Here is a 19,356-nt window from a genome sequence, read left to right on the forward strand (position 1 = left end):
AGAGCAATGGACTGCTCCAATGCGCGACCGGCGGGCTCTCGAAAGAACCCGCCGGTCAATTCGTCAACGGCGCAGACCGAGCTTCTCGATCAGCGTCTGATAACGCGCGTCATCCTTACGCTTGAGATAATCAAGCAGGCTGCGGCGCTGGGAGACGAGAGCAAGCAGACCACGGCGGGAATGGTTATCCTTCTTGTGGTCCTTGAAATGGTCGGTCAGGTTCTTGATGCGCTCGGAAAGGATGGCCACCTGGACTTCCGGAGACCCGGTATCGCCCTTGGCGGTTGCGAATTCACCCATCAATTCCTTCTTACGCTCGGCAGTAATCGACATCGTGTTTTTCCTTATCTGTTTGAGGAAACGGGACGCCCTCGGCCGGGATGTCGTCCAGCAGGGGCCGGTACAAGCAACATGTCATTGCACGATGCTGCGGCGCATATAGTGCAATTCCCCAGAAAACACCAGCCCAATTCACAAGCCGGCTTTTTGCTGCATAAACAAGATTTCCCCTTCCGCTAAAGCCATTTCTTCCATCTGAAGAAGGCGATAAGCCCAATCGCGACAACGGCCATGAACACGAGCGCCGCCGGATAGCCGTATTGGGCCTTCAGCTCCGGCATGTTCCACGGCGAGGTTTCGGGATCGAAGTTCATGCCCCACACGCCAGCGAGAAAGGTTAGCGGGATGAAGATCACCGAGACGATCGTCAGATAGCTGATGACGTCGCTGGTGCGCGCCTGGCTCAGCGACAGATGCATCTCGATCAGACCGGTCAGCATGTCGCGCTGGGTCTCAATCAGTTCGATGAGCCGAAGCGAGTGATCGAGCGTGTCGTTCAGGAAAATCTTGGTCTCGGGCTTCACGTAGGACACGTCGTTGCGGATCAGCGTCGCCAGCGCATCGCGCATCGGCCAAAGTACCCCCTTCAGCACATTGGCGTCGCGCCGCAACTCGTGAAGCCGCCGCATCTGGTGCTTGTCCGCCGCGCGCAGCATCTGGTCCTCGATGCTGTCGACCAGTTCGCCAGCGGTCTCGATCGGCGGGAAATAGCTGTCGACAATGGCGTCGATCAGCGCATAGGCGAGATAGTCGGCACCGCGTGTGCGTAGCCGATTGGGCATCGAGCTTTCGATGCGCTTGCGCACGGGATCGAACGGATCGCCTTCGCGCTCCTGGAAGGTGACGACGAAGTTCCTGCCGAAGAACACCGCGATCTGCTCGTAACGATGCGCGGTGACGTCGTCGATCATCCTGACGACCACGAACGCATGGTCCTCAAAGAAATCCACTTTTGGCCGCTGGCCGGTGTTGACGACGTCTTCCAGCGCCAGCGGATGCAGGCTGAAAATCCGGCCGATCTCCTCGATCAGCGGGATGTTGGCGAGACCAGTACAGTCGAGCCAGATGACCGGCCATGTGTCGCAATGAGCGTTGACGTCGTCGATGCTGGCATTTTCGATTGTCTCGAATTTGTCGGGCGACATCAGCGTCAGTCGCAGTTCGCTACGCCGCGCCGCCGGGTCGGCGATCAGTGTGCCCGGTGATGCGCCGACCGGCGGCCGCCGTGCTGTCACCGGCGCCCGCTTCTTGATCGTCTCGGCCTTTGCCATGTGCCCCTCGGATGTTTAAGTCTCATCGAGATTAGACGACGGGACTCACCCGGCAAAGACCCGCTTCGGCTTGAACATGCCTTGCTCGATGGCGCCGATGGCGACCAGCTTGCCGCGCGCCGTAGCGCAGGCTTCCTCGGCTTCCACTGGCGCGTCGCGGCCACGGATGATGACCGGATTGCCGAGGCGGATTTTTGTTGCAGCGTCGTCGCTGATCGCGATCTGCGGCAGGCAGTCGAGCGCGGCTGATGTGTCGACCAGAAGCGCATCGATGGCGTCGAAATCGACTGGCACCATGTCCGCTGAATCCGAATCTTCATCGCCCTGTTCGCCGAAGCGGGCGGCTTCCAGCTCGGCGAGGGTGACAAAATCTTCCTGCGTGAACGGCTCGACTTCGATCCGGCGCAGTTCGGCGATGTGGCCGAAACAGCCGAGGTCGCGGCCCATGTCGCGGGCCAACGAGCGCACATAGGTGCCCTTGCCGCATTCGACCTCGAAAATGGTGCGATCAGCACTGTGCTCGATAAGATCGAGACGGCCGATCTCGACTTCCCGCGCCGGGATGTCGACCGTCGCGCCGTCGCGAGCGAGGTCATAGGCGCGCGCTCCTGCGATCTTGATGGCCGAAAATTGCGGCGGCGTCTGCATGATGACCCCGGTGTATTTCGGCATCAGCAAAAGCACATCGGCTTCTGCCGGACGCTGGTCGGAGCTTTTCGTCTCCGGCCCTTCGAGGTCATCGGTCGAACGCTCCTCACCCCAGGCAACCGTGAAGCGGTAGACCTTGGCGCCATCCTGGACATAGGGCACGGTCTTGGTCGCTTCGCCGAGCGCAATCGGCAACATGCCGGAAGCGAGCGGGTCGAGCGTGCCGGCGTGGCCGGCCTTTTCAGCCTGGAACAGCCATTTGATCTTGGAGACGGCTTCGGTCGAACCCATGCCGACGGGCTTGTCCAGCACCAGCCAGCCGGAGATCGGCCGGCCCTTCTTCTTGCCGCGACGCGCCACTATTTTTCGTCCTTGTCACTGTCTTTGTTCTGGTCGTCAATCTGGGCATCTGTGCCGAGATCGCGCGCCACTTCGGGCGAGTGCAACAATTCGTTGATCTTCTGGAAATTATCGTAGCTGGTGTCGAGCCGGAAGCGGAATTCCGGCATGTACTTCATCTGCCGGAGCGCGCCGGAAACGCGGCCGCGCACGAATTTCGCATGCTTGTTGAGCGCCTCGACCACCGCATTGGCATCACCAGCGCCAAGCGGCGAGACGAAGGCTGTGGCGATCTTCAGATCGGGCGACATGCGCACTTCCGAGACCGACACCACGGCATTCTCGATCAAGGGATCGAGGATTTCGCCGCGCTGCAAAGTTTCCGACAGCGCGTGCCGCACCTGCTCGCCGACACGCAGCATGCGCTGGGATGGGCCTGACGTGGTTGAACGGGGCATTTTTCTCTATCCTGAAATCGTGAGGCACGGGATGGGACCGCGCCGCATGTCTCATATGCTTTGGGCGGCAGCCTTTCGACCACCGCCCGGTCTCAGTAGATGCTCGAACTCAAGACGCTCGAACTCAGAGCGTCCTGGTCACCATCTCGACGCGGAAGCACTCGATGACGTCGCCGACGCGCATGTCCTCGTAGTTCTGGAAGGCCATGCCGCATTCCTGGCCACCCGGGACCTCCGCCACTTCGTCCTTGAAGCGCTTCAGGGTCTTCAGCGTGCCTTCGTGGATGACGACATTGTCGCGGATCAGGCGAACGCCCGCACCGCGCTCGACCTTGCCTTCGGTGACACGGCAGCCCGCGATCTTGCCGACCTTGGTGATGTCGAAGATCTCGAGGATCTCTGCATTGCCGATGAAGGTCTCGCGACGCTCCGGCGACAGCAGGCCGGAGAGCGCCGCCTTCACGTCATCCACGAGATTGTAGATGATCGAGTAGTAGCGGATCTCGATGCCTGCCGCCGCGGCAGCCGCGCGCGCCTGCACATTGGCACGGACGTTGAAGCCGATGATCGCGGCACCCGAGGTTTCCGCCAGCGACACATCGCTTTCGGTGATGCCGCCGGCACCCGCATGGACGATGCGCGCACGCACCTCGTCGGTGCCGAGCTTGTCCAGCGCCGCGTTGATCGCCTCGATCGAGCCCTGCACGTCACCCTTGATGACCAGCGGGAATTCCTTCAGCCCGCTCGTCTGCAGCTGCGACATCATCTGTTCGAGCGAGCCACGCTGGCCAGCATGCTTGGCCACCGCCTTCTCGCGCGCCAGACGCTGGCGGTATTCGGTGATCTCGCGGGCGCGGGCTTCATTGTTGACCACGGCGAAGCGGTCGCCGGCCTGCGGTGTTCCCTGCAGACCGAGCACCTCCACCGGCATCGCCGGCGGCGCTTCCTTGATTTGCCCGCCGCGGTCGTTGACCAGCGCGCGCACCCGGCCCCATTCGTTGCCGGCAACGAGGATATCGCCGGGCATCAGCGTGCCGGTCTGGACCAGCACGGTAGCGACGGGACCGCGGCCCTTGTCGAGCTGGGCTTCGATGACGACGCCCTCGGCGGTACGGTCCGGGTTGGCCTTCAGGTCGAGGATTTCGGCCTGCAGCAGGATCGCTTCGAGCAGCTTGTCGAGATTGGTGCCCTTGGTCGCCGACACTTCGACGTCCAGCACCTCGCCGCCCATCGATTCGACGAAGACTTCGTGGCGCAGCAGTTCCGAGCGCACCTTCTGCGGGTCGGCATCATGCTTGTCGATCTTGTTGATTGCCACGATGATCGGAACGCCGGCCGCCTTGGCATGGCTGATCGATTCGATCGTCTGCGGCATTACGCTGTCGTCGGCCGCCACCACGAGGATGGCGATGTCTGTCGCCTGCGCGCCACGGGCGCGCATCGCCGTGAAGGCGGCGTGGCCGGGCGTATCGATGAAGGTGATCTTGTGACCGTTCTTCTCGACCTGATAGGCGCCGATATGCTGGGTGATGCCGCCGGCCTCGCCGGACACGACATTGGCATTGCGGATGGCGTCGAGCAGCGATGTCTTGCCGTGGTCGACATGGCCCATGATCGTTACCACCGGCGGCCGCGATTCCAGATCTTCTGGGCGATCGGCGATGTTGAACAGGCCTTCCTCAATGTCGGACTCGGCGACGCGGCGAACCGTGTGGCCGAATTCGGTGGCGACCAGCTCGGCCGTGTCGGCGTCGATGACGTCGCCCGGCTTCAGGATCTGGCCCTGTTTCATGAAAAACTTGACCACATCGACGGCGCGCTCGGACATACGCTGCGCCAGTTCCTGGATGGTGATGGTTTCGGGCAATATCACTTCGCGCATGACTTTCTCGCGCGGTTCATTATGCAGCGCGCGCTTGAATTTCTCCTGGCGCCGACGCATCGACGACAGCGAACGCGCACGCGCATCCTCATCGGAAAGTGCGGCATTCAGCGTCAGCTTGCCGCGGCGGCGATCTTCCTCGCCCTTGGTCGGCTTGGCCGGACGCGCCACTTCGGGCGTGACCGGACGGCGCACCGGGGCACCGGCGCCGGTCCGCTTCGGCTTGATGTCCTCGTCGTCGACTGTCGCCAGTTCGGCGGCCAGCGGCGCGCGGCGGCGCGCCTCTTCCTCGGCACGTCGGCGGGACTCGGCCTCGGCCTGCAGCCGGGCTTCTTCCTCGGCCTGGCGGCGCGCGGACTCCTCGCGCTCGCGACGGCGGCGCTCTTCATCCTCGGCGCGGCGCTTAGCCTCGTCGATGGCGCGCTGGCGATCCTCGACGTCGCGCACCTTCGACCCCTCAAGGGCCCGGCGGCGCGCCTCCATCTCATTGCGCGACAATTCGTTCAGCACCATGCCGCCGCGTTCGACAGGCGGCGGAGGCGGCGGCGCCTTGGGCGCTTCCTGCACAACAGGCGCCGCCGCGACCGGCGGCTTCGGCGTGAAGACGGACACAGGGGCAGAAGCCGGCTCCGGCTTGTCGCCGGGCAGCGAGAACTTGCGCTTCTTGGTCTCGACCACGACCGCCTTGGTGCGGCCATGCGAGAAACTCTGGCGCACGGTGCCCTGTTCCATACCGGGGCGCTTCAGCGTCAAGGTCTTCTTCGGCGTAACACTCAACGTTTTGTCGTCGCCCGATTTCGTATCGCTCATTCCATATCCTCTGCGGCATCATCTTCGTCAGCAACGGCCGCAAGCATTGCCAGATCGCCCGGGGAACCGCCCCGATACCGGTCGAGCGCAACCATGCGCTTCTGGACCGCCCTGCCCGCGTCTCCCGCGAGAACGGCAGCATGTATCACATTTGTACCCCCCAATGCCAAGCTCAACTCGGCCTCGGAGAAAAGTTTGTAGGCGTGGATGGCGGGGCCGCCGAGGTGGACGGTTGCCCGTCGCGCCTGGCTGATCTTGCGGACGCCGTCATCTGACGCTTCGGTCGCGTGCAACACGAAGAGCGCCAGCCCACCACGCACCGCGCTCTCGACCTTGGTGGCGCCGAGCGCGATCGCGCCTGCCTTGCGGGCAAGACCGAGCATGCCCAGAGCGTATCTGGAAAGCAGCCCGTCGACCATGCCGCCGAGATCGGTCGGCACAGTCACCTGCGCCTTGAAGGCGCGAGCGAACAGGTTCTTCGCTGCCGCCTTTTCAATATGTAAGCGGTCGGCGGTCACCCAGCAACCGCGGCCGGGCAGGTTTTTCTTGATATCCGGAACGACGGCCGAATCCGGACCGACGACGAAACGGATCACTTCATCCGGTTCGGCCTGTCTGCGCGTGACGATGCAAGTGCGATCGTTCATCTCGTCCAAGGGCGGGTTGTGTGCGATGCGGTTTCACCTCACGCACCAACGGCTTCGTCAGCCGTCACGTCTTCGGCTGCAAGCTCGTCTTCGGTGATCCAGCCGGCCTTGAGGCGGGCAGCCAGAACCATCTGCTCGGCATCGGCGCGCGACACGCCGTGACTGGCGAGCACGCCCGGGAAGACCTTCGTCTCGCCGTCCTTGCGTTCCTTCCAGCCGGTCAGGTCATCGGCCGCATAGCCGGCGAAATCCTCGATCGTCTTCACGCCATCCTCGCCGAGCGTCACCATCATGGCGGTGGTCACGCCGGGGATCTCACGCAGCTCGTCCTTGACGCCCAGCGCTTTGCGCTTCTCGTCATGCTCGGCTTCGATCTTCTCCAGATACTCGCGGGCGCGGGCCTGGATTTCCGAGGCGGTGTCCTCGTCGAAGCCGTCGATCGACGCGATCTCGTCGGCATCGACATAGGCGACTTCCTCGACGCTGGTGAAGCCTTCGGAGGCGAGCACCTGGCCGACCATCTCGTCGACGTTGAGCGCATCCATGAACAGAGCCGAGCGTTCGACGAACTCCTTCTGACGGCGCTCGCTCTCTTCCTGCTCCGTCAGGATATCGATATCCCAGCCGGTGAGCTGCGAGGCGAGCCGGACGTTCTGGCCGCGGCGGCCGATGGCCAGCGACAGCTGGTCGTCCGGCACCACGACCTCGATGCGTTCGGCGTCCTCGTCGAGCACGACCTTGGCGACTTCCGCCGGCTGCAGCGCGTTGACGATGAAGGAAGCGGCCGAAGGCGACCACGGAATGATGTCGATCTTCTCGCCCTGCAACTCGCCGACCACCGCCTGAACGCGGCTGCCGCGCATGCCGACGCAGGCGCCGACCGGATCGATGGAACTGTCACGCGAGATGACGGCGATCTTGGCTCGCGAACCCGGATCGCGGGCGACCGACTTGATCTCGATGATGCCGTCGTAGATTTCCGGCACTTCCATGGTGAACAGCTTCGCCATGAACTGCGGATGGGTGCGTGACAGGAATATCTGCGGACCGCGCTGCTCGCGACGCACGTCATAGACATAGGCGCGGACGCGATCGCCGTATTTGTAGTTCTCGCGCGGGATCAGCTCGTCGCGGCGGATGATCGCCTCGCCACGGCCGAGATCGACGATGACATTGCCGTATTCGACGCGTTTGACGGTGCCGTTGACGATCTCGCCGATGCGGTCCTTGTACTCGTCATACTGACGGTCACGCTCGGCCTCGCGCACCTTCTGCACGATGACCTGCTTGGCCGACTGGGCGGCGATCCGGCCGAAATCCATCGGCGGCAGCTGTTCGGCAATGAAGTCACCGAGCTGGGCGTCGGGATTACGCTCGCGCGCCGAGGAAATGGCGATCTGCGTCGCATAGTCGTCGACCTTCTCGACCACTTCCATCAGCCGCTGCAGCTTCATCTCGCCGGTATTCGGATTGATGTCGGCACGGATGTTGGTTTCCTGGCCATAGCGCGAGCGCGCCGCCTTCTGGATCGCATCGGCCATGGCGGCGATGACGATCGACTTGTCGATCGACTTTTCACGCGCGACCGCATCGGCGATCTGCAGCAGTTCAAGCCTGTTTGCGCTTACAACCATCTTTTTTCTCCCGAGCTTATTGCCGAGCCTTTGCGCCCGGCAGCCCAATCACATTTCCTGTTCGGTTTCATCTTCCGCGCCCGCCTCTGCGCCGTCTGGCGCGTCTTCGGGTTCGCCGCGGCGCTTCTTGGCTTCCTTGCGCGCTCTGTTGTCCTTCGACAGTGCGTCGCGGATAAGGTCGTCGGTCAGGATCAGCCGTGCTTCGGCAATCGCATCGTAGGGCACGCGCACCGTCGGCTGTTCGCCATAAGCCGCCTTGTCGCGCTCGATCAGCACGCCATCCGCGTCGCTCTCGGCGATCTTGCCCTTGAAGCGCTTGCGGTCGGCGACAAGGACCGAGGTTTCCATCTTCACCAGATGACCCGTCCAGGTCGCGAAATCTGACTTGCGGACCAGCGGCCGGTCGATTCCCGGCGACGACACTTCGAGATGATACGCCTTTTCGATCGGATCATCGACATCAAGCGCCGGCGACACTGCCCGGCTGACCTCTTCGCAATCCTCGACGGTCATGGTGCCGTCCTCGCGTTCGGCCATGATCTGCAGCGTCAGCCCGTTCTGGCCTGTCAGATGCACCCTGACTAGGCGAAAGCCGATGGCACGCAGCACCGGCTGCACGATCAGCGCGATGCGCGCATCGACGCCGCTTTCGCGGATGATGCGGTCGTCGCTGTCGGGTACCGTTGCAGTCATTCGATTCCTGTCGCTTCATTGGCGGTCGGAAGGTAATAAAAAAGAGCGGGACCGGGTGGACCCACTCTTCGCCATACCGACCAAGAATTTGAGGCTGATATAGACGATCGCGGCCGTTGTTTCAAGTCCGCATGCAGGGCTCATGCAGGGCTGGGTCGAAAAGGGCCGGAGGCGGCAGCGTTGCACAGAGCGCATGGCGGCCATGCGGCAACGTCCCTGTGAGATCAGGCAATACGCGCCTATCTATGTTGCGCTGCACAAATTCAATCACGCATCGCAGCAGGCGAAAGGGCATAATCATGACCAACCGCAAGGTTTTCTCGGCCATCGGCGATTTCTTCACCGTGTTCGGCAGCGCCGTCGCCGCTTCGCACGCCGTTGAAGCCGGCCGCAAGCCACGCGCGCGCGATCTGCGCAATCTCGGCATGGATCCGGCCGCCTTCAACAAGATCGGTCGCTTCTAAGACCGGCGACGCAGGGCGAGGACGTCTTTGGTCCTCGTCGACGGCAAAGCGCACGATGTGCGCAGCTTAACGCAACATGTCTATCTTCGGACGAAGGTGAGGTAGGCCGGTCGACGGCCTTCGCGAACGGCTTTCGCCTCGTAGCGTGTACCCGGCCAACCCTCATAGGGCCGCTGCCAGTCGGCTGCCTCTTCAGCCTGCCACGCAAACGCATCATGTGCCCGGCAATGCAGCAGCGTCCAGTTCACATAGCTATCGATATCGGAAGCAAAACGGAATTTTCCGCCCGACTTCAGGACGCGCGCGAAACGGTCGAGATTGACCGGACTGACGAAGCGTCGTTTCCAATGTTTCTTCTTCGGCCAGGGATCGGGATAGAGCAGGTCGATGCCGTCGAGCGAGGCTTGCGGGAGCCAGTCGAGCAGGCGCGTGGCGTCGTCGTCATAGACCCGAAGATTGGCAAGCGGCCGTTCCCTGACCGCCATCATCATCTTGGCCATGCCGTTGACGAAAGGCTCGACTCCGACAAAACCGGTCTCAGGAGCCGCCGTCGCCCGATGCAGCAGGTGCTCGCCGCCGCCGAAACCAATTTCGAGATGAATGGCGCGGACATCGGCTTTGAACAGGCTGCGCAATTCGGCCGGCGGTCCGGCCGTCAGATCGAGCCGGTAGATGCTGAAGCCGCTTTCCAGTGCCGCCGCCTGCTGCGGACGGATGGTCTTGCCGCGCCGGCGACCGAAAAATGCCTCGGTCGCACGGCTTGGCCGGACTTTCGGATCCATGTCTTTCGGATCAATGGACGCCGCGGCTAGGCCGCGACTGCTTCGGCGGGCGCTTCGGCGAGTGCATCCTTGAGCGCCTTGGCGAGGTCGGTCTTTTCCCAGGAGAAGGACCCGTCGCGGCCGGCCGTGCGGCCGAAATGGCCATAAGACGACGTCTTGGCGTAAATCGGCCTGTTCAGATCGAGGTGACGGCGGATGCCGGACGGCGACAGGTCCATCACGGTGCGCAGCGCCTGCTCGAGCTTTGCCTCATCGACCTTGCCGGTGCCGTGCAGGTCGACATAGACCGACAGCGGCTGGGCGACGCCAATGGCATAGGAAAGCTGAATGGTGCAGCGGTCGGCGAGCTTGGCCGCCACCACGTTCTTGGCGAGATATCGTGCCGCATAGGCTGCGGAACGGTCGACCTTGGTGGTGTCCTTGCCGGAAAAAGCACCGCCGCCATGGGGCGCAGCACCGCCGTAAGTGTCGACGATGATCTTGCGCCCGGTCAGGCCGGCGTCGCCGTCGGGCCCGCCGATGACGAACTTGCCCGTTGGGTTGATGTACCAGTTGCAGCTGTCGGCGATCTTCAGCTCGCCCAGCGCCTCACGGATATAGGGTTCGACGACGTTGCGGACCTTCTTCGAATCCCAGCTGGCGTCGAGATGCTGGGTGGACAGCACGATTTGCGTCACTTCCGCGGCCTTGCCGTCGACATAGCGGACGGTGACCTGGCTCTTGGCGTCCGGCCCGAGCCGGCCGGCATCGCCGTTACCCTCATGGCGCGCGGCGGCCAGCAATTCGAGGATCTTGTGGCTGTAGTAGATCGGCGCCGGCATCAGATCCGGCGTCTCGCGGCAGGCATAGCCGAACATGATGCCCTGGTCGCCGGCCCCTTCCTCGCCTTGCCGGTCGGAGGCATTGTCGACGCCCTGGCCGATATCCGGCGACTGGCCGTGCAGCAGAACCTCGATCTTTGCCGTCTTCCAGTGGAAACCGGCCTGTTCATAGCCGATTTCGCGGATCGCCTTGCGGGCGGCCGACTTGAACTTCGCCGGATTGACGAGCGGATGACCGGCGGCATCCATCAGGATGTTGCCGGCCTTGTCCTTCTTGAGCAGGGTCTCGGGGACGCGGACCTCGCCGGCGATGACGACGCGATTCGTGGTGGCCAGCGTTTCGCAGGCGACGCGGACCTTCCAGGGGTCCATGCCGGTCTTTCTGGCCTCGCGATAGACCAGATCGACGATCTCGTCGGAGATACGGTCGCAGACCTTGTCGGGATGACCCTCGGCAACGGATTCCGAGGTGAATAGATAGTTTTGCCGCGTCACGGGTGTCCCCTCTTGAAAAAATATCGGCACGCTGCCGATTGGCGCGCCACGTGTTAGCTGTGCCGGGCGGCGCTCGTCAAGCGGTGCGGTCATTCTGGCATGAAAATCGCGCTATTATCTTGTACCACTGTGACCGGCGGCAGGATGCCGCAAGCGCGCTCAGCTCCAACACGTTGCTTAGCTTCAGCATGTTGATGAAAAAGACTTTGAGCATGGGTGTCGAGCAAAATCGATCCGCTCTCCAGCATGCCCATGGGATGTAATTCCACGATGGGCGAGATCGCGAGAATTTGCCTGCCCCGCTATCGCGGCGCCGCCATTTCCGGCTTTACAACGGCCAAATCAATCGGCCAGTCAATCGACTTCGTCGGTGGAAAGGGCCTTTACAAGCTCGATGATCTTGCGGCGTATCTTCACGTCGGCGATCTTGACGAAGGCCCGGTTGAGTTGAAGACCTTCAGGACTGCCGCAGAATTCGACGGCAAAAGCCATTGATGTATCCTCGGCAAATCCGCGGTTGCCCACGGTCTCCTGGCCCGGCGCGTCCTCGAAAAAGAAAGCGACAGGAACGCCGAGTATCGAGGCGATTGCCTGTAAACGGCTGGCACCAACGCGATTGGTCCCCTTTTCGTATTTCTGTATCTGCTGAAACGTTATGCCGAGGTTCTCGCCCAGCTTCTCCTGACTCATTCCCAACATATTGCGACGAAGCCTGATGCGACTTCCGACATGGATGTCGATAGGATTCGGCTTCTTCTTATTTTCTTCTGCCATTTTTTCCTCGCCGAATTTTTCCGGCTTTTTGTGTTTTTTCTGCCCAAACGAAGCCGGCGGCCAGTGCCCCAACACAACGACGTACCGACTTCGAGAAATTTCAGGCCGTTACAGTATGAGTTTCTAATGTGTCGACTGTCAATTCGCCCGTAGCCTTTGCCTTACATTGAATGTGAAAGCGGCCAGGGCAAACAGCAACAAGATCAGCAGCCCGTTAATGCGTCTTTGGCTGGAAGAAACGATGGCTTGATTGGAAATCGGCACATGGACATCAATAGCTCCGCGTGCGTCGATCGCCAGCGCGTCGAGGATGCGCCCGCGCGGATCGACGACAGCGGAGATGCCGTTATTGGCTGCGCGCAACAAGGGCACCCCGTTCTCCACGGCACGAATCTGCGCTTGCCTGAAATGCTGGTATGGGCCCGGCGTATCACCGAACCACGCGTCGTTCGTGACATTCACAATAAGCTCGGCTGACGTTGCGTCAACCGCCACCAGATCGGGAAAGATGACTTCATAGCAAATGAACGGAAGCACGCGGATACCGTCGGGCAGCGCGATCGGATGGCGCTCATTGCCCGCCGCGTAGGTTGTCGGCCCGGCGACGAGCTGTTTGAGCCCGAAGCGGCCAAGCAGGTCGGCAAAAGGCAGATATTCGCCAAAGGGCACCAGATGAACCTTGTCGACGGCATCTGCGATTTCACCTTTGTCATCGATCGCCACCACCGAATTGTAGTACCGCCTGTCGGCATCTGCCGCCGAGCCGCCCTCCTCCCGGACGACGCCGGCGATCAGCATCTGGCCCTCGCCAAGCATCTCTCCCAGCGCGGTCAGCGCATCGGGACGTTCGGCGAAAAAAAACGGCACGGACGTTTCTGGCCACAGGATCAATTGCGGCTTGTCGTGGCCAGTCTCCGGGCCGGTCTCCGGCGCCTTGGCCGAAAGTCCCATCAGCGTAGCGAATATCCGGTCGGGCACCGAAGCGTCCCACTTCTCGCTGAGGTCGACGGACGGCTGCACGATGCGGACGTCGAGGTTGCGTTCCGCCGGCTGCTCGGGAACAGCAAGCCTGATATAGCCGAAGCCGACATGGGCCACGACGAGAACGGCAAGCAGTGCAGCCCCCAGCCGGACATGCCGGCGCGCCGCAAGCAGGGCCGGCAATGCAAAGACGAAGACCGCCAGCGCGTTCATGCCGACCATGCCGGTCACCGACGCGCTCTGCATAAGCAAGGGCACCGGCATCGCCGCGTAGCCGACGGCATTCCAGGGAAAGCCGGTGAACAGAAAGTCGCGCAGCCATTCCGCCAGGCCAAAGCCGAAGGCAAGGGCAGCGATGCGGCCGATGTCGTTGCTCCACAGCAGCCGGGCAACCGCTGTCGCGAAGCCGTAGAAAAAGGCGAGCGCCAGCGGAATTCCGACCACTGCGAAGGGAAGCGCCCAGGCGAAACTGTCGGCTTCGACCAGAAGTGCCGAGCCGATCCACCACAGGCCGGCGAGAAAATAGCCGAAGCCGAACCACCAGCCGATGGCGAAGGCCGGCCGCAAACGCCGGAACCAGCCATCGGAAACTTCGCCGGTCGCGCCGTCAAGGAGCCAGACCAGCAGCGGAAACGAAATAAAACAGACGGCGAAGAAATCGTAAGGCGCTTGGGCAAGAACCGCCAGCGCGCCGGCAAGAAACGCCACAAGCGCGCGACGCCAACCCCATAGCAGAATTATCCGACCGGCCAGGCGCTTCATCAATGCTTCCGAGTCGTGCGAATCACGGCAGAAGATTTATCAGGCCGCAGTCCGCGCTCCAAACGCTACCGCTTCAGCTAGCCTGCGGATTGAATTTCGGCGATCGACTCCTTGCGGACGTCCGACAATGGTCGTTTTTGGCTCACAGTCTGGATAGATGAACGACGACTCAAGCTTCAACTCTCTAAGGTCTGCTGGATAGGTGGGGCGACTGACGCCGGCAAGACAAGACAAGCGTCGCATATGAATTGTCGCGCAGGCATCGCCTGCCGGTATATCACTAGGATGCGCGTGATAGAAATGCGTTCAGCCGCTCCAGGACGAGATCCGGGGCTTCGAGCTGCGGTAGGTGACCGACGCCAGGCAGCGTTTCGAACGATGCCTGCGGGATCAGCGCATGAAGCGCTTCGCCTCGCTCCAGCGGGATCCATGGATCGTCCTTGCCCCAGATTATCTTTACCGGACACCGAATTTCCCCGAACGCCGGCTCGACTTCGGCGGTATATTTTTCGTCGGCTTGCGCGAATTGCCGATAGAAGCTTCCTCGTCCTTCCTCGGCAAGCCACGGCTCGACAAGTTTTTCGAAATCTCCGATATCGATGTCATTTGCGATCGCCCCTTTGATATATGCCTCCACGACCGCCCTGTGGATATGCGGCGGCAGGCCCAGAAAGGCATCCACATGGCGACCGACATGATCGAAGAACTCCGATCCCCAAGGGCGCATGGCGACGACATTCATCAGGACATACCGTTCGAAGTCGCAGCCATGCAGCAAATGCGCCCGTAGCGTCGTCGCTCCGCCAAAATCATGGGCAACGACCATAGGCTGCTCAAGGTCCCAATGCGCAAGCATCTCGGCGAATACTTCTCCTTGCACATCGAGTGAGGTGCGCTGCTCCGCGGCTTTGGCGGATCGCCCGTATCCGGGCATATCGTACCAATGAACACGATACCGCCTTGCAAGGTCTGGAATAATCCGATGCCATGAGAATGAAGACCACGGCCAGCCGTGTGCCAGCACGAGCGCAGGCCCCCTGCCAAATCGACCCGCTGCCACAGCACCCGCAGACGTTTCCACGATCTCATCGAGTTTCCACGACATCAGATATTCTCCCAGAGCACCGGTCCACCCATTACTGAAACTCAGACGAGACGATATCGGTGCCAGCCTTCGATCTGCAGCTCGCCTAGCCGCTCAGCCTCGTCGCATGGAACGGAGCGTCACCGAACCGCATCTCGGAATGGACCAGCCTGCCGTAAGCGTCGCTGACCACCATGCTCGGCTCGAAGCCGAAAGCCTTTTCAAGCCAGATCAGTGCGGCGCGCGGATCCTTTTAGAATATACCTGAGCCCAAGGTTGCGTGCTTGAACGGATCCTCGACCGTCATCGGGCGAGCGGCGTCTATCCAGCCTGCTCGGCGCGAACGGCGCGCCGGCGGCGCTCGCCCTTCTGGGTCTCCATGATGCGCACGCGCTTGACGCGGCGCGGATCGGCGTCGAGCACATGGAATTCGAAGCCAGGAATGGCCTGCACCACTTCGCCGCGGGCCGGAACCCGGCCAAGCGTGTTGAAGATCATGCCGCCGATCGTGTCGACATATTCGCCATGCTCGCCGGCGGCGAAATCCTCGCCGATCATCTTGGCGACATCGTCGATCTCGGCCTTGCCGTCGACGACGAACACGCCCTCGCTGGTCTGGGTGATCATCGGCTCGTCCTCGTCATGCTCGTCCTCGATGTCGCCGACCACCATCTCGACGATATCCTCGAGCGAGACCAGACCGTCGGTGCCGCCGTATTCGTCGATGACCAGCGCCATCTGGGTTCGCATCGCCTGCATCCGCCCCATGAGATCGGAGGCGAGCATCGACGGCGGCACGAAAAGCACCGGGCGGATCAGGGTCAGGTCGCCTATGGTGCGCGTGAGATCGACCTTGGCGAGATCGAGAAGCGTGGCGGCGGCGGTTTTCCTGGTCGTCCTGCCCTTTCTGACGCGGGCGATCTTGGTGATGTGCGCGAGCACGTCGCGGATGTGGACCATGCCGCGCGGGTCGTCGAGCGTCTCCGAATAGACCGGCATGCGGGAATGGCCGGACTGCTCGAACAGCCCCAGAAGATCGCCCAGGTTCGTCGTGATCTCGACCGCCTCGATGTCGGCGCGCGGCACCATGACGTCCTCGACGCGCACCTCGCGCAAGCGCAGGATGTTGTTGAGCATGGCCCGTTCGCCGGGCGAAAAGGCGCCGGCATCGCTCGCGGTTTCGGCAAGCGCGTCGGCGATCTCCTCGCGCAGGCTGGTGCCGTTGCGTTGCCTGAACAGGCCGAGCACGCGATCGAACAGGGAAGGACCGGCAGACAATGGCTCGCTGGCGAAGCTACCGGTCGTGGTACTCGGACTAGAGCCCTCTTCCGTCTGTTCGGATGGCTTGGTTGCACTGCCGGCGTCTGGGCGGGCGGCAGTCTCAGGTTTGTCGTTCATCGTCGTCCGGTCATTTGATCTTTTTAGTTACGCGTAGGGATCGGGAATGGCAAGCCTCGCAAGCGCTGCGCGTTCAACGGCTTCCATTTCCTCGGCCTCGGCGTCGGTCTCGTGATCGTAGCCCAGCAAATGCAGCAGGCCGTGGATGACGAGATGGATGATATGGTTCTCGACAGGCTTGTCTTCCAGTGCGGCTTCCCGCGCGACCGTCTCGGCGGCCAGTACGATGTCGCCCAGCATGGGGGACAGCGGACCGCCCTTGGCAAGCGGAAAAGCCGGGAAAGACAGGACGTTGGTCGGTTTGTCCTTGCCGCGCCAACCCGCATTGAGACTGCGGATATGGACGTCGTCAGAAAAAACGATGCTGAGTTCGGAACGGCCGGCTACGCCGATTTCGGCAAACGCAGCGGCAACGGCGCGATCGACTAGCCGCGTCAGCGCAGCCTCTTCCGGCCAGTCGCCCGCTTCGACCGCTATATCGATGTCGACGGGAACCGAAAGATCCCCGCCTACAGACTTTTTGTCCTCAGCCATGCGGCCGCATCATCAGCTTTCGGCGCCTAGGCCCCTCGCCAGCTTGCCGTCGCGGTCGTAGGCCTTGACGATCTCGGCGACCAGCGGATGCCTGACGACGTCGCCTTCGTTGAAGCGCACCGTCACCATGCCGGTGACGCCGTCGAGGATCCTGAGCGCCTCGACCAGACCGGACTTGGTGTTTTGCGGCAGATCGATCTGGGTCGGATCGCCGGTGACGATCATGCGAGAATTCTCGCCGAGACGGGTCAGGAACATCTTCATCTGCATCGGCGTGGTGTTCTGCGCCTCATCGAGGATGACGGCGGAGTGCGCCAGCGTGCGGCCGCGCATGAAAGCCAGCGGCGCGATCTCGATCACCTCGGCGGCAATCGCCCGCTCGACCTTGTCGGCCGGCATCATCTCGTAAAGCGCGTCGTAGAGCGGCCGCAGATAGGGATCGACCTTCTCCTTCATGTCGCCGGGCAGGAAGCCGAGCCGCTCGCCGGCCTCGACGGCCGGCCGCGACAGCACGATGCGCTCGACCATGCCACGTTCGAGCAGCATCGCCGCATGCGCCACCGCCAGGAAGGTTTTTCCCGTGCCAGCCGGACCGATGCCGAAGACGAGTTCGGACCGCTCCAGCGCGCGCATATAAGCGTCCTGGTTGAGCGAACGGGCATAGATCGTCTTCTTGCGCGTCGATATTTGGGCGGCGGACACCTTGCCCTTGCGCTCCAGCGTCGGCAGCGTCAGCTGGTCGTCGGCGGCGATCGCCATGCGCACGGCGCCGTCGACGTCAGACTGGCCGATGTCAGCGCCCTTCTGGAGAATGCCGTAGAGATTATCCAGGGCGCGACGCGCCTGCTCGGCGGCCGAGGCGGAGCCCTTGATGGTCAGCTGGTTGCCTCGCGAGCGGATATCGACGCCAAGCTTCTGCTCGAGCCTGGCGAGATTCTCGTCGAACTGGCCATAAAGGGCGCTGGCAAGCTTGTTGTTGTCGAAAGTCAGAACGATGTGCGCCATATCCGAAGCCCCCGAAGGTAGGTTCTGGGGCAGGTTCTTCACTTCCGCAGCGCTCAACCGTCTCTCCTCATCTGCCGAGACCTTCAGGCCAATTCGGCGAACAGGCTGTTGTAACCCGTCTTCGTGATTCGTACCTGGATAATCTCACCGATTTCGCCGGACTTTTCATCAACAATAACCGGCTGCAGCCACGGCGAGCGGCCGACCTTCTGGCCGGCTTGGCGGCCCGGCTTCTCGATCAGCGTGTCTATGATGCTGCCGACCAGGCTCGCGCCGAAATCCTGCTGCTGCTTCAGCAGCAGCGCCTGCAGTCGCTGCAGGCGCTCGTCCTTGACGGCTTCCGGCACATGATCGGCCATCTCGGCGCCCGGCGTGCCGGGGCGCGGCGAATATTTGAACGAGAAGGCCGAGGCATAGTTCACCTGGCGGACAAGGTCCATCGTCGCCTCGAAATCCGCATCCGTCTCGCCGGGAAAGCCGACAATAAAGTCGCCCGAAAGCGCGATATCGCTCCGTGCGGCGCGGATCCGGTCGAGCAGCGTCAGATAGTCCTTTGCCGTATGCCTGCGGTTCATCGCCTTGAGTATGCGGTCGGAGCCGGATTGCACAGGCAAATGCAGATAGGGCATCAGCGCCGGCAAGTCACGATGAGCGGCGATCAATTCGTCGTCCATGTCGCGCGGATGGCTGGTGGTGTAGCGCAACCGCGCCAGCCCGGGAATCTCGGCCAGCCGGAACAGCAGGCGGCCAAGACCCCATTCCTCGCCGTTTTCACCTTCGCCATGCCAGGCATTGACGTTCTGGCCAAGCAGCGTCACCTCGCGCACGCCGGCTTGCGCCAGCCGCTCGGCCTCGGCGACGATCTGCGCCACCGACCGCGACACTTCCGAGCCTCGGGTATAGGGCACGACGCAGAAGGTGCAGAACTTGTCGCAGCCCTCCTGAACGGTCAGGAACGCGGTGACGCCGCGCCTGATGATCTCGGCGCTTTTCGGCTGCGGCAGATGCTCGAACTTGTCTTCGATGGCGTAGTCGGTCTCGACGATCTTTTCGCCGCCGCGCACCCGCGCCAGCACGTCGGGCAGCCGGTGATAGGTCTGCGGGCCGATGACCAGATCGACCGCCGGCGAGCGGCGGATGATCTCGGAGCCCTCGGCCTGCGCCACGCAGCCGGCGACACCGACCAGCATCTCGCGGCCGGCCCGAGCCCGTTCGGCCTTTATCTCACGAATGCGGCCGAGTTCGGAATAGACCTTCTCGGCCGCCTTCTCGCGGATATGGCAGGTGTTGAGCAGCACCAGATCGGCTTCACCGATGGTATCCGTCGCCACATAGCCGTCAGCGGCCAGCGCGTCGGTCATGCGCTGCGAATCATAGACATTCATCTGGCAGCCATAGGTCTTGACGAAGACCTTCCTGGTCGCGGCAGATGGTACGACCGCACTTTCGGCCGCGCTTTCGATGTCGTCCCGTTCTATCGTGTTCAGTTCCATCCGGCGGCTTCTAACGCCTTTTGGTGACAAAAAACAGACGAT

19 protein-coding genes are annotated in these 19,356 nt (G+C 62.3%); 1 reads left to right on the forward strand and 18 read right to left on the reverse strand.

Annotated features, from left to right (window positions below; genetic code table 11):
• Positions 1-63: 63 nt before the first annotated feature.
• From rpsO to rimP, 8 genes are all read right to left on the reverse strand, one after another.
• Entirely contained in the window at positions 64-348 is a 285-nt protein-coding gene (gene rpsO, locus NKH12_RS00595; RefSeq protein ID WP_407660271.1) for a 30S ribosomal protein S15, read from the reverse strand.
• Between the two features lie 167 nt (positions 349-515).
• On the reverse strand, positions 516-1,610 hold the full coding sequence (gene corA / locus NKH12_RS00600) for a magnesium/cobalt transporter CorA (RefSeq protein ID WP_352951394.1): 1,095 nt from the start codon (positions 1,608-1,610) through the stop codon (positions 516-518).
• A 45-nt stretch (positions 1,611-1,655) separates the two neighbouring features.
• Positions 1,656-2,618, reverse strand: coding sequence for a tRNA pseudouridine(55) synthase TruB (gene truB / locus NKH12_RS00605; RefSeq protein WP_352951395.1), 963 nt, complete (start codon positions 2,616-2,618; stop codon positions 1,656-1,658).
• The gene (rbfA, locus tag NKH12_RS00610) at positions 2,618-3,055 is read right to left on the reverse strand and encodes a 30S ribosome-binding factor RbfA (RefSeq protein ID WP_352951396.1); all 438 of its coding nucleotides are present in this window, start codon (positions 3,053-3,055) and stop codon (positions 2,618-2,620) included. The genes truB and rbfA overlap by 1 nt, the downstream gene beginning before the upstream one ends.
• A gap of 124 nt (positions 3,056-3,179) precedes the next feature.
• On the reverse strand, positions 3,180-5,747 hold the full coding sequence (gene infB / locus NKH12_RS00615) for a translation initiation factor IF-2 (RefSeq protein ID WP_352951397.1): 2,568 nt from the start codon (positions 5,745-5,747) through the stop codon (positions 3,180-3,182).
• Positions 5,744-6,394 carry an RNA-binding protein gene (locus NKH12_RS00620; protein WP_352951432.1) on the reverse strand — a complete coding sequence of 217 codons (651 nt, stop codon included), beginning with the start codon at positions 6,392-6,394 and terminating at the stop codon, positions 5,744-5,746. The genes infB and NKH12_RS00620 overlap by 4 nt, the downstream gene beginning before the upstream one ends.
• 38 nt (positions 6,395-6,432) lie before the next feature.
• On the reverse strand, positions 6,433-8,028 hold the full coding sequence (gene nusA / locus NKH12_RS00625; RefSeq protein ID WP_352951398.1) for a transcription termination factor NusA: 1,596 nt from the start codon (positions 8,026-8,028) through the stop codon (positions 6,433-6,435).
• Between the two features lie 48 nt (positions 8,029-8,076).
• Positions 8,077-8,721: a ribosome maturation factor RimP gene (gene rimP, locus NKH12_RS00630; protein ID WP_352951399.1), complete on the reverse strand. Its 645-nt coding sequence runs from the start codon at positions 8,719-8,721 to the stop codon at positions 8,077-8,079.
• A gap of 299 nt (positions 8,722-9,020) precedes the next feature.
• Here rimP and NKH12_RS00635 point away from each other — a divergent pair, with 299 nt between their 5' ends.
• The gene (locus NKH12_RS00635) at positions 9,021-9,185 is read left to right on the forward strand and encodes a hypothetical protein (RefSeq protein ID WP_095517012.1); all 165 of its coding nucleotides are present in this window, start codon (positions 9,021-9,023) and stop codon (positions 9,183-9,185) included.
• Positions 9,186-9,265: 80 nt separating this feature from the next.
• On the opposite strand, the gene trmB is transcribed toward NKH12_RS00635, so the two are convergent.
• The 10 genes from trmB to miaB all read right to left on the reverse strand — a co-directional run bounded on the left by trmB (position 9,266) and on the right by miaB (position 19,314).
• Positions 9,266-9,967 carry a tRNA (guanosine(46)-N7)-methyltransferase TrmB gene (gene trmB / locus NKH12_RS00640; RefSeq protein WP_352951400.1) on the reverse strand — a complete coding sequence of 234 codons (702 nt, stop codon included), beginning with the start codon at positions 9,965-9,967 and terminating at the stop codon, positions 9,266-9,268.
• A gap of 26 nt (positions 9,968-9,993) precedes the next feature.
• Positions 9,994-11,283, reverse strand: coding sequence for a methionine adenosyltransferase (gene metK, locus NKH12_RS00645; RefSeq protein WP_352951401.1), 1,290 nt, complete (start codon positions 11,281-11,283; stop codon positions 9,994-9,996).
• 89 nt (positions 11,284-11,372) lie between these two features.
• Complete coding sequence (locus tag NKH12_RS00650; RefSeq protein ID WP_352951402.1) at positions 11,373-11,537, reverse strand: hypothetical protein; 165 nt, start codon at positions 11,535-11,537, stop codon at positions 11,373-11,375.
• Between the two features lie 100 nt (positions 11,538-11,637).
• Complete coding sequence (locus NKH12_RS00655) at positions 11,638-12,057, reverse strand: helix-turn-helix domain-containing protein (protein WP_029356958.1); 420 nt, start codon at positions 12,055-12,057, stop codon at positions 11,638-11,640.
• 138 nt (positions 12,058-12,195) lie between these two features.
• Positions 12,196-13,800, reverse strand: a complete 1,605-nt coding sequence (gene lnt, locus NKH12_RS00660) for an apolipoprotein N-acyltransferase (RefSeq protein WP_352951403.1) — start codon at positions 13,798-13,800, stop codon at positions 12,196-12,198.
• A gap of 280 nt (positions 13,801-14,080) precedes the next feature.
• Positions 14,081-14,905 carry an alpha/beta fold hydrolase gene (locus NKH12_RS00665; protein WP_352951404.1) on the reverse strand — a complete coding sequence of 275 codons (825 nt, stop codon included), beginning with the start codon at positions 14,903-14,905 and terminating at the stop codon, positions 14,081-14,083.
• A gap of 300 nt (positions 14,906-15,205) precedes the next feature.
• Entirely contained in the window at positions 15,206-16,282 is a 1,077-nt protein-coding gene (locus NKH12_RS00670) for a hemolysin family protein (protein ID WP_352951405.1), read from the reverse strand.
• Between the two features lie 27 nt (positions 16,283-16,309).
• Positions 16,310-16,816: an rRNA maturation RNase YbeY gene (gene ybeY, locus NKH12_RS00675; RefSeq protein WP_352951406.1), complete on the reverse strand. Its 507-nt coding sequence runs from the start codon at positions 16,814-16,816 to the stop codon at positions 16,310-16,312.
• 12 nt (positions 16,817-16,828) lie between these two features.
• On the reverse strand, positions 16,829-17,821 hold the full coding sequence (locus NKH12_RS00680; protein WP_029356966.1) for a PhoH family protein: 993 nt from the start codon (positions 17,819-17,821) through the stop codon (positions 16,829-16,831).
• Between the two features lie 83 nt (positions 17,822-17,904).
• Positions 17,905-19,314 (reverse strand): tRNA (N6-isopentenyl adenosine(37)-C2)-methylthiotransferase MiaB, encoded by a 1,410-nt coding sequence (gene miaB, locus NKH12_RS00685; RefSeq protein ID WP_352951407.1) that lies wholly within the window; start codon positions 19,312-19,314, stop codon positions 17,905-17,907.
• Between the last annotated feature and the right edge of the window lie 42 nt (positions 19,315-19,356).

Origin of the sequence: Mesorhizobium sp. M1322 (assembly GCF_040318085.1) — a bacterium.
GTDB lineage: Bacteria > Pseudomonadota > Alphaproteobacteria > Rhizobiales > Rhizobiaceae > Mesorhizobium.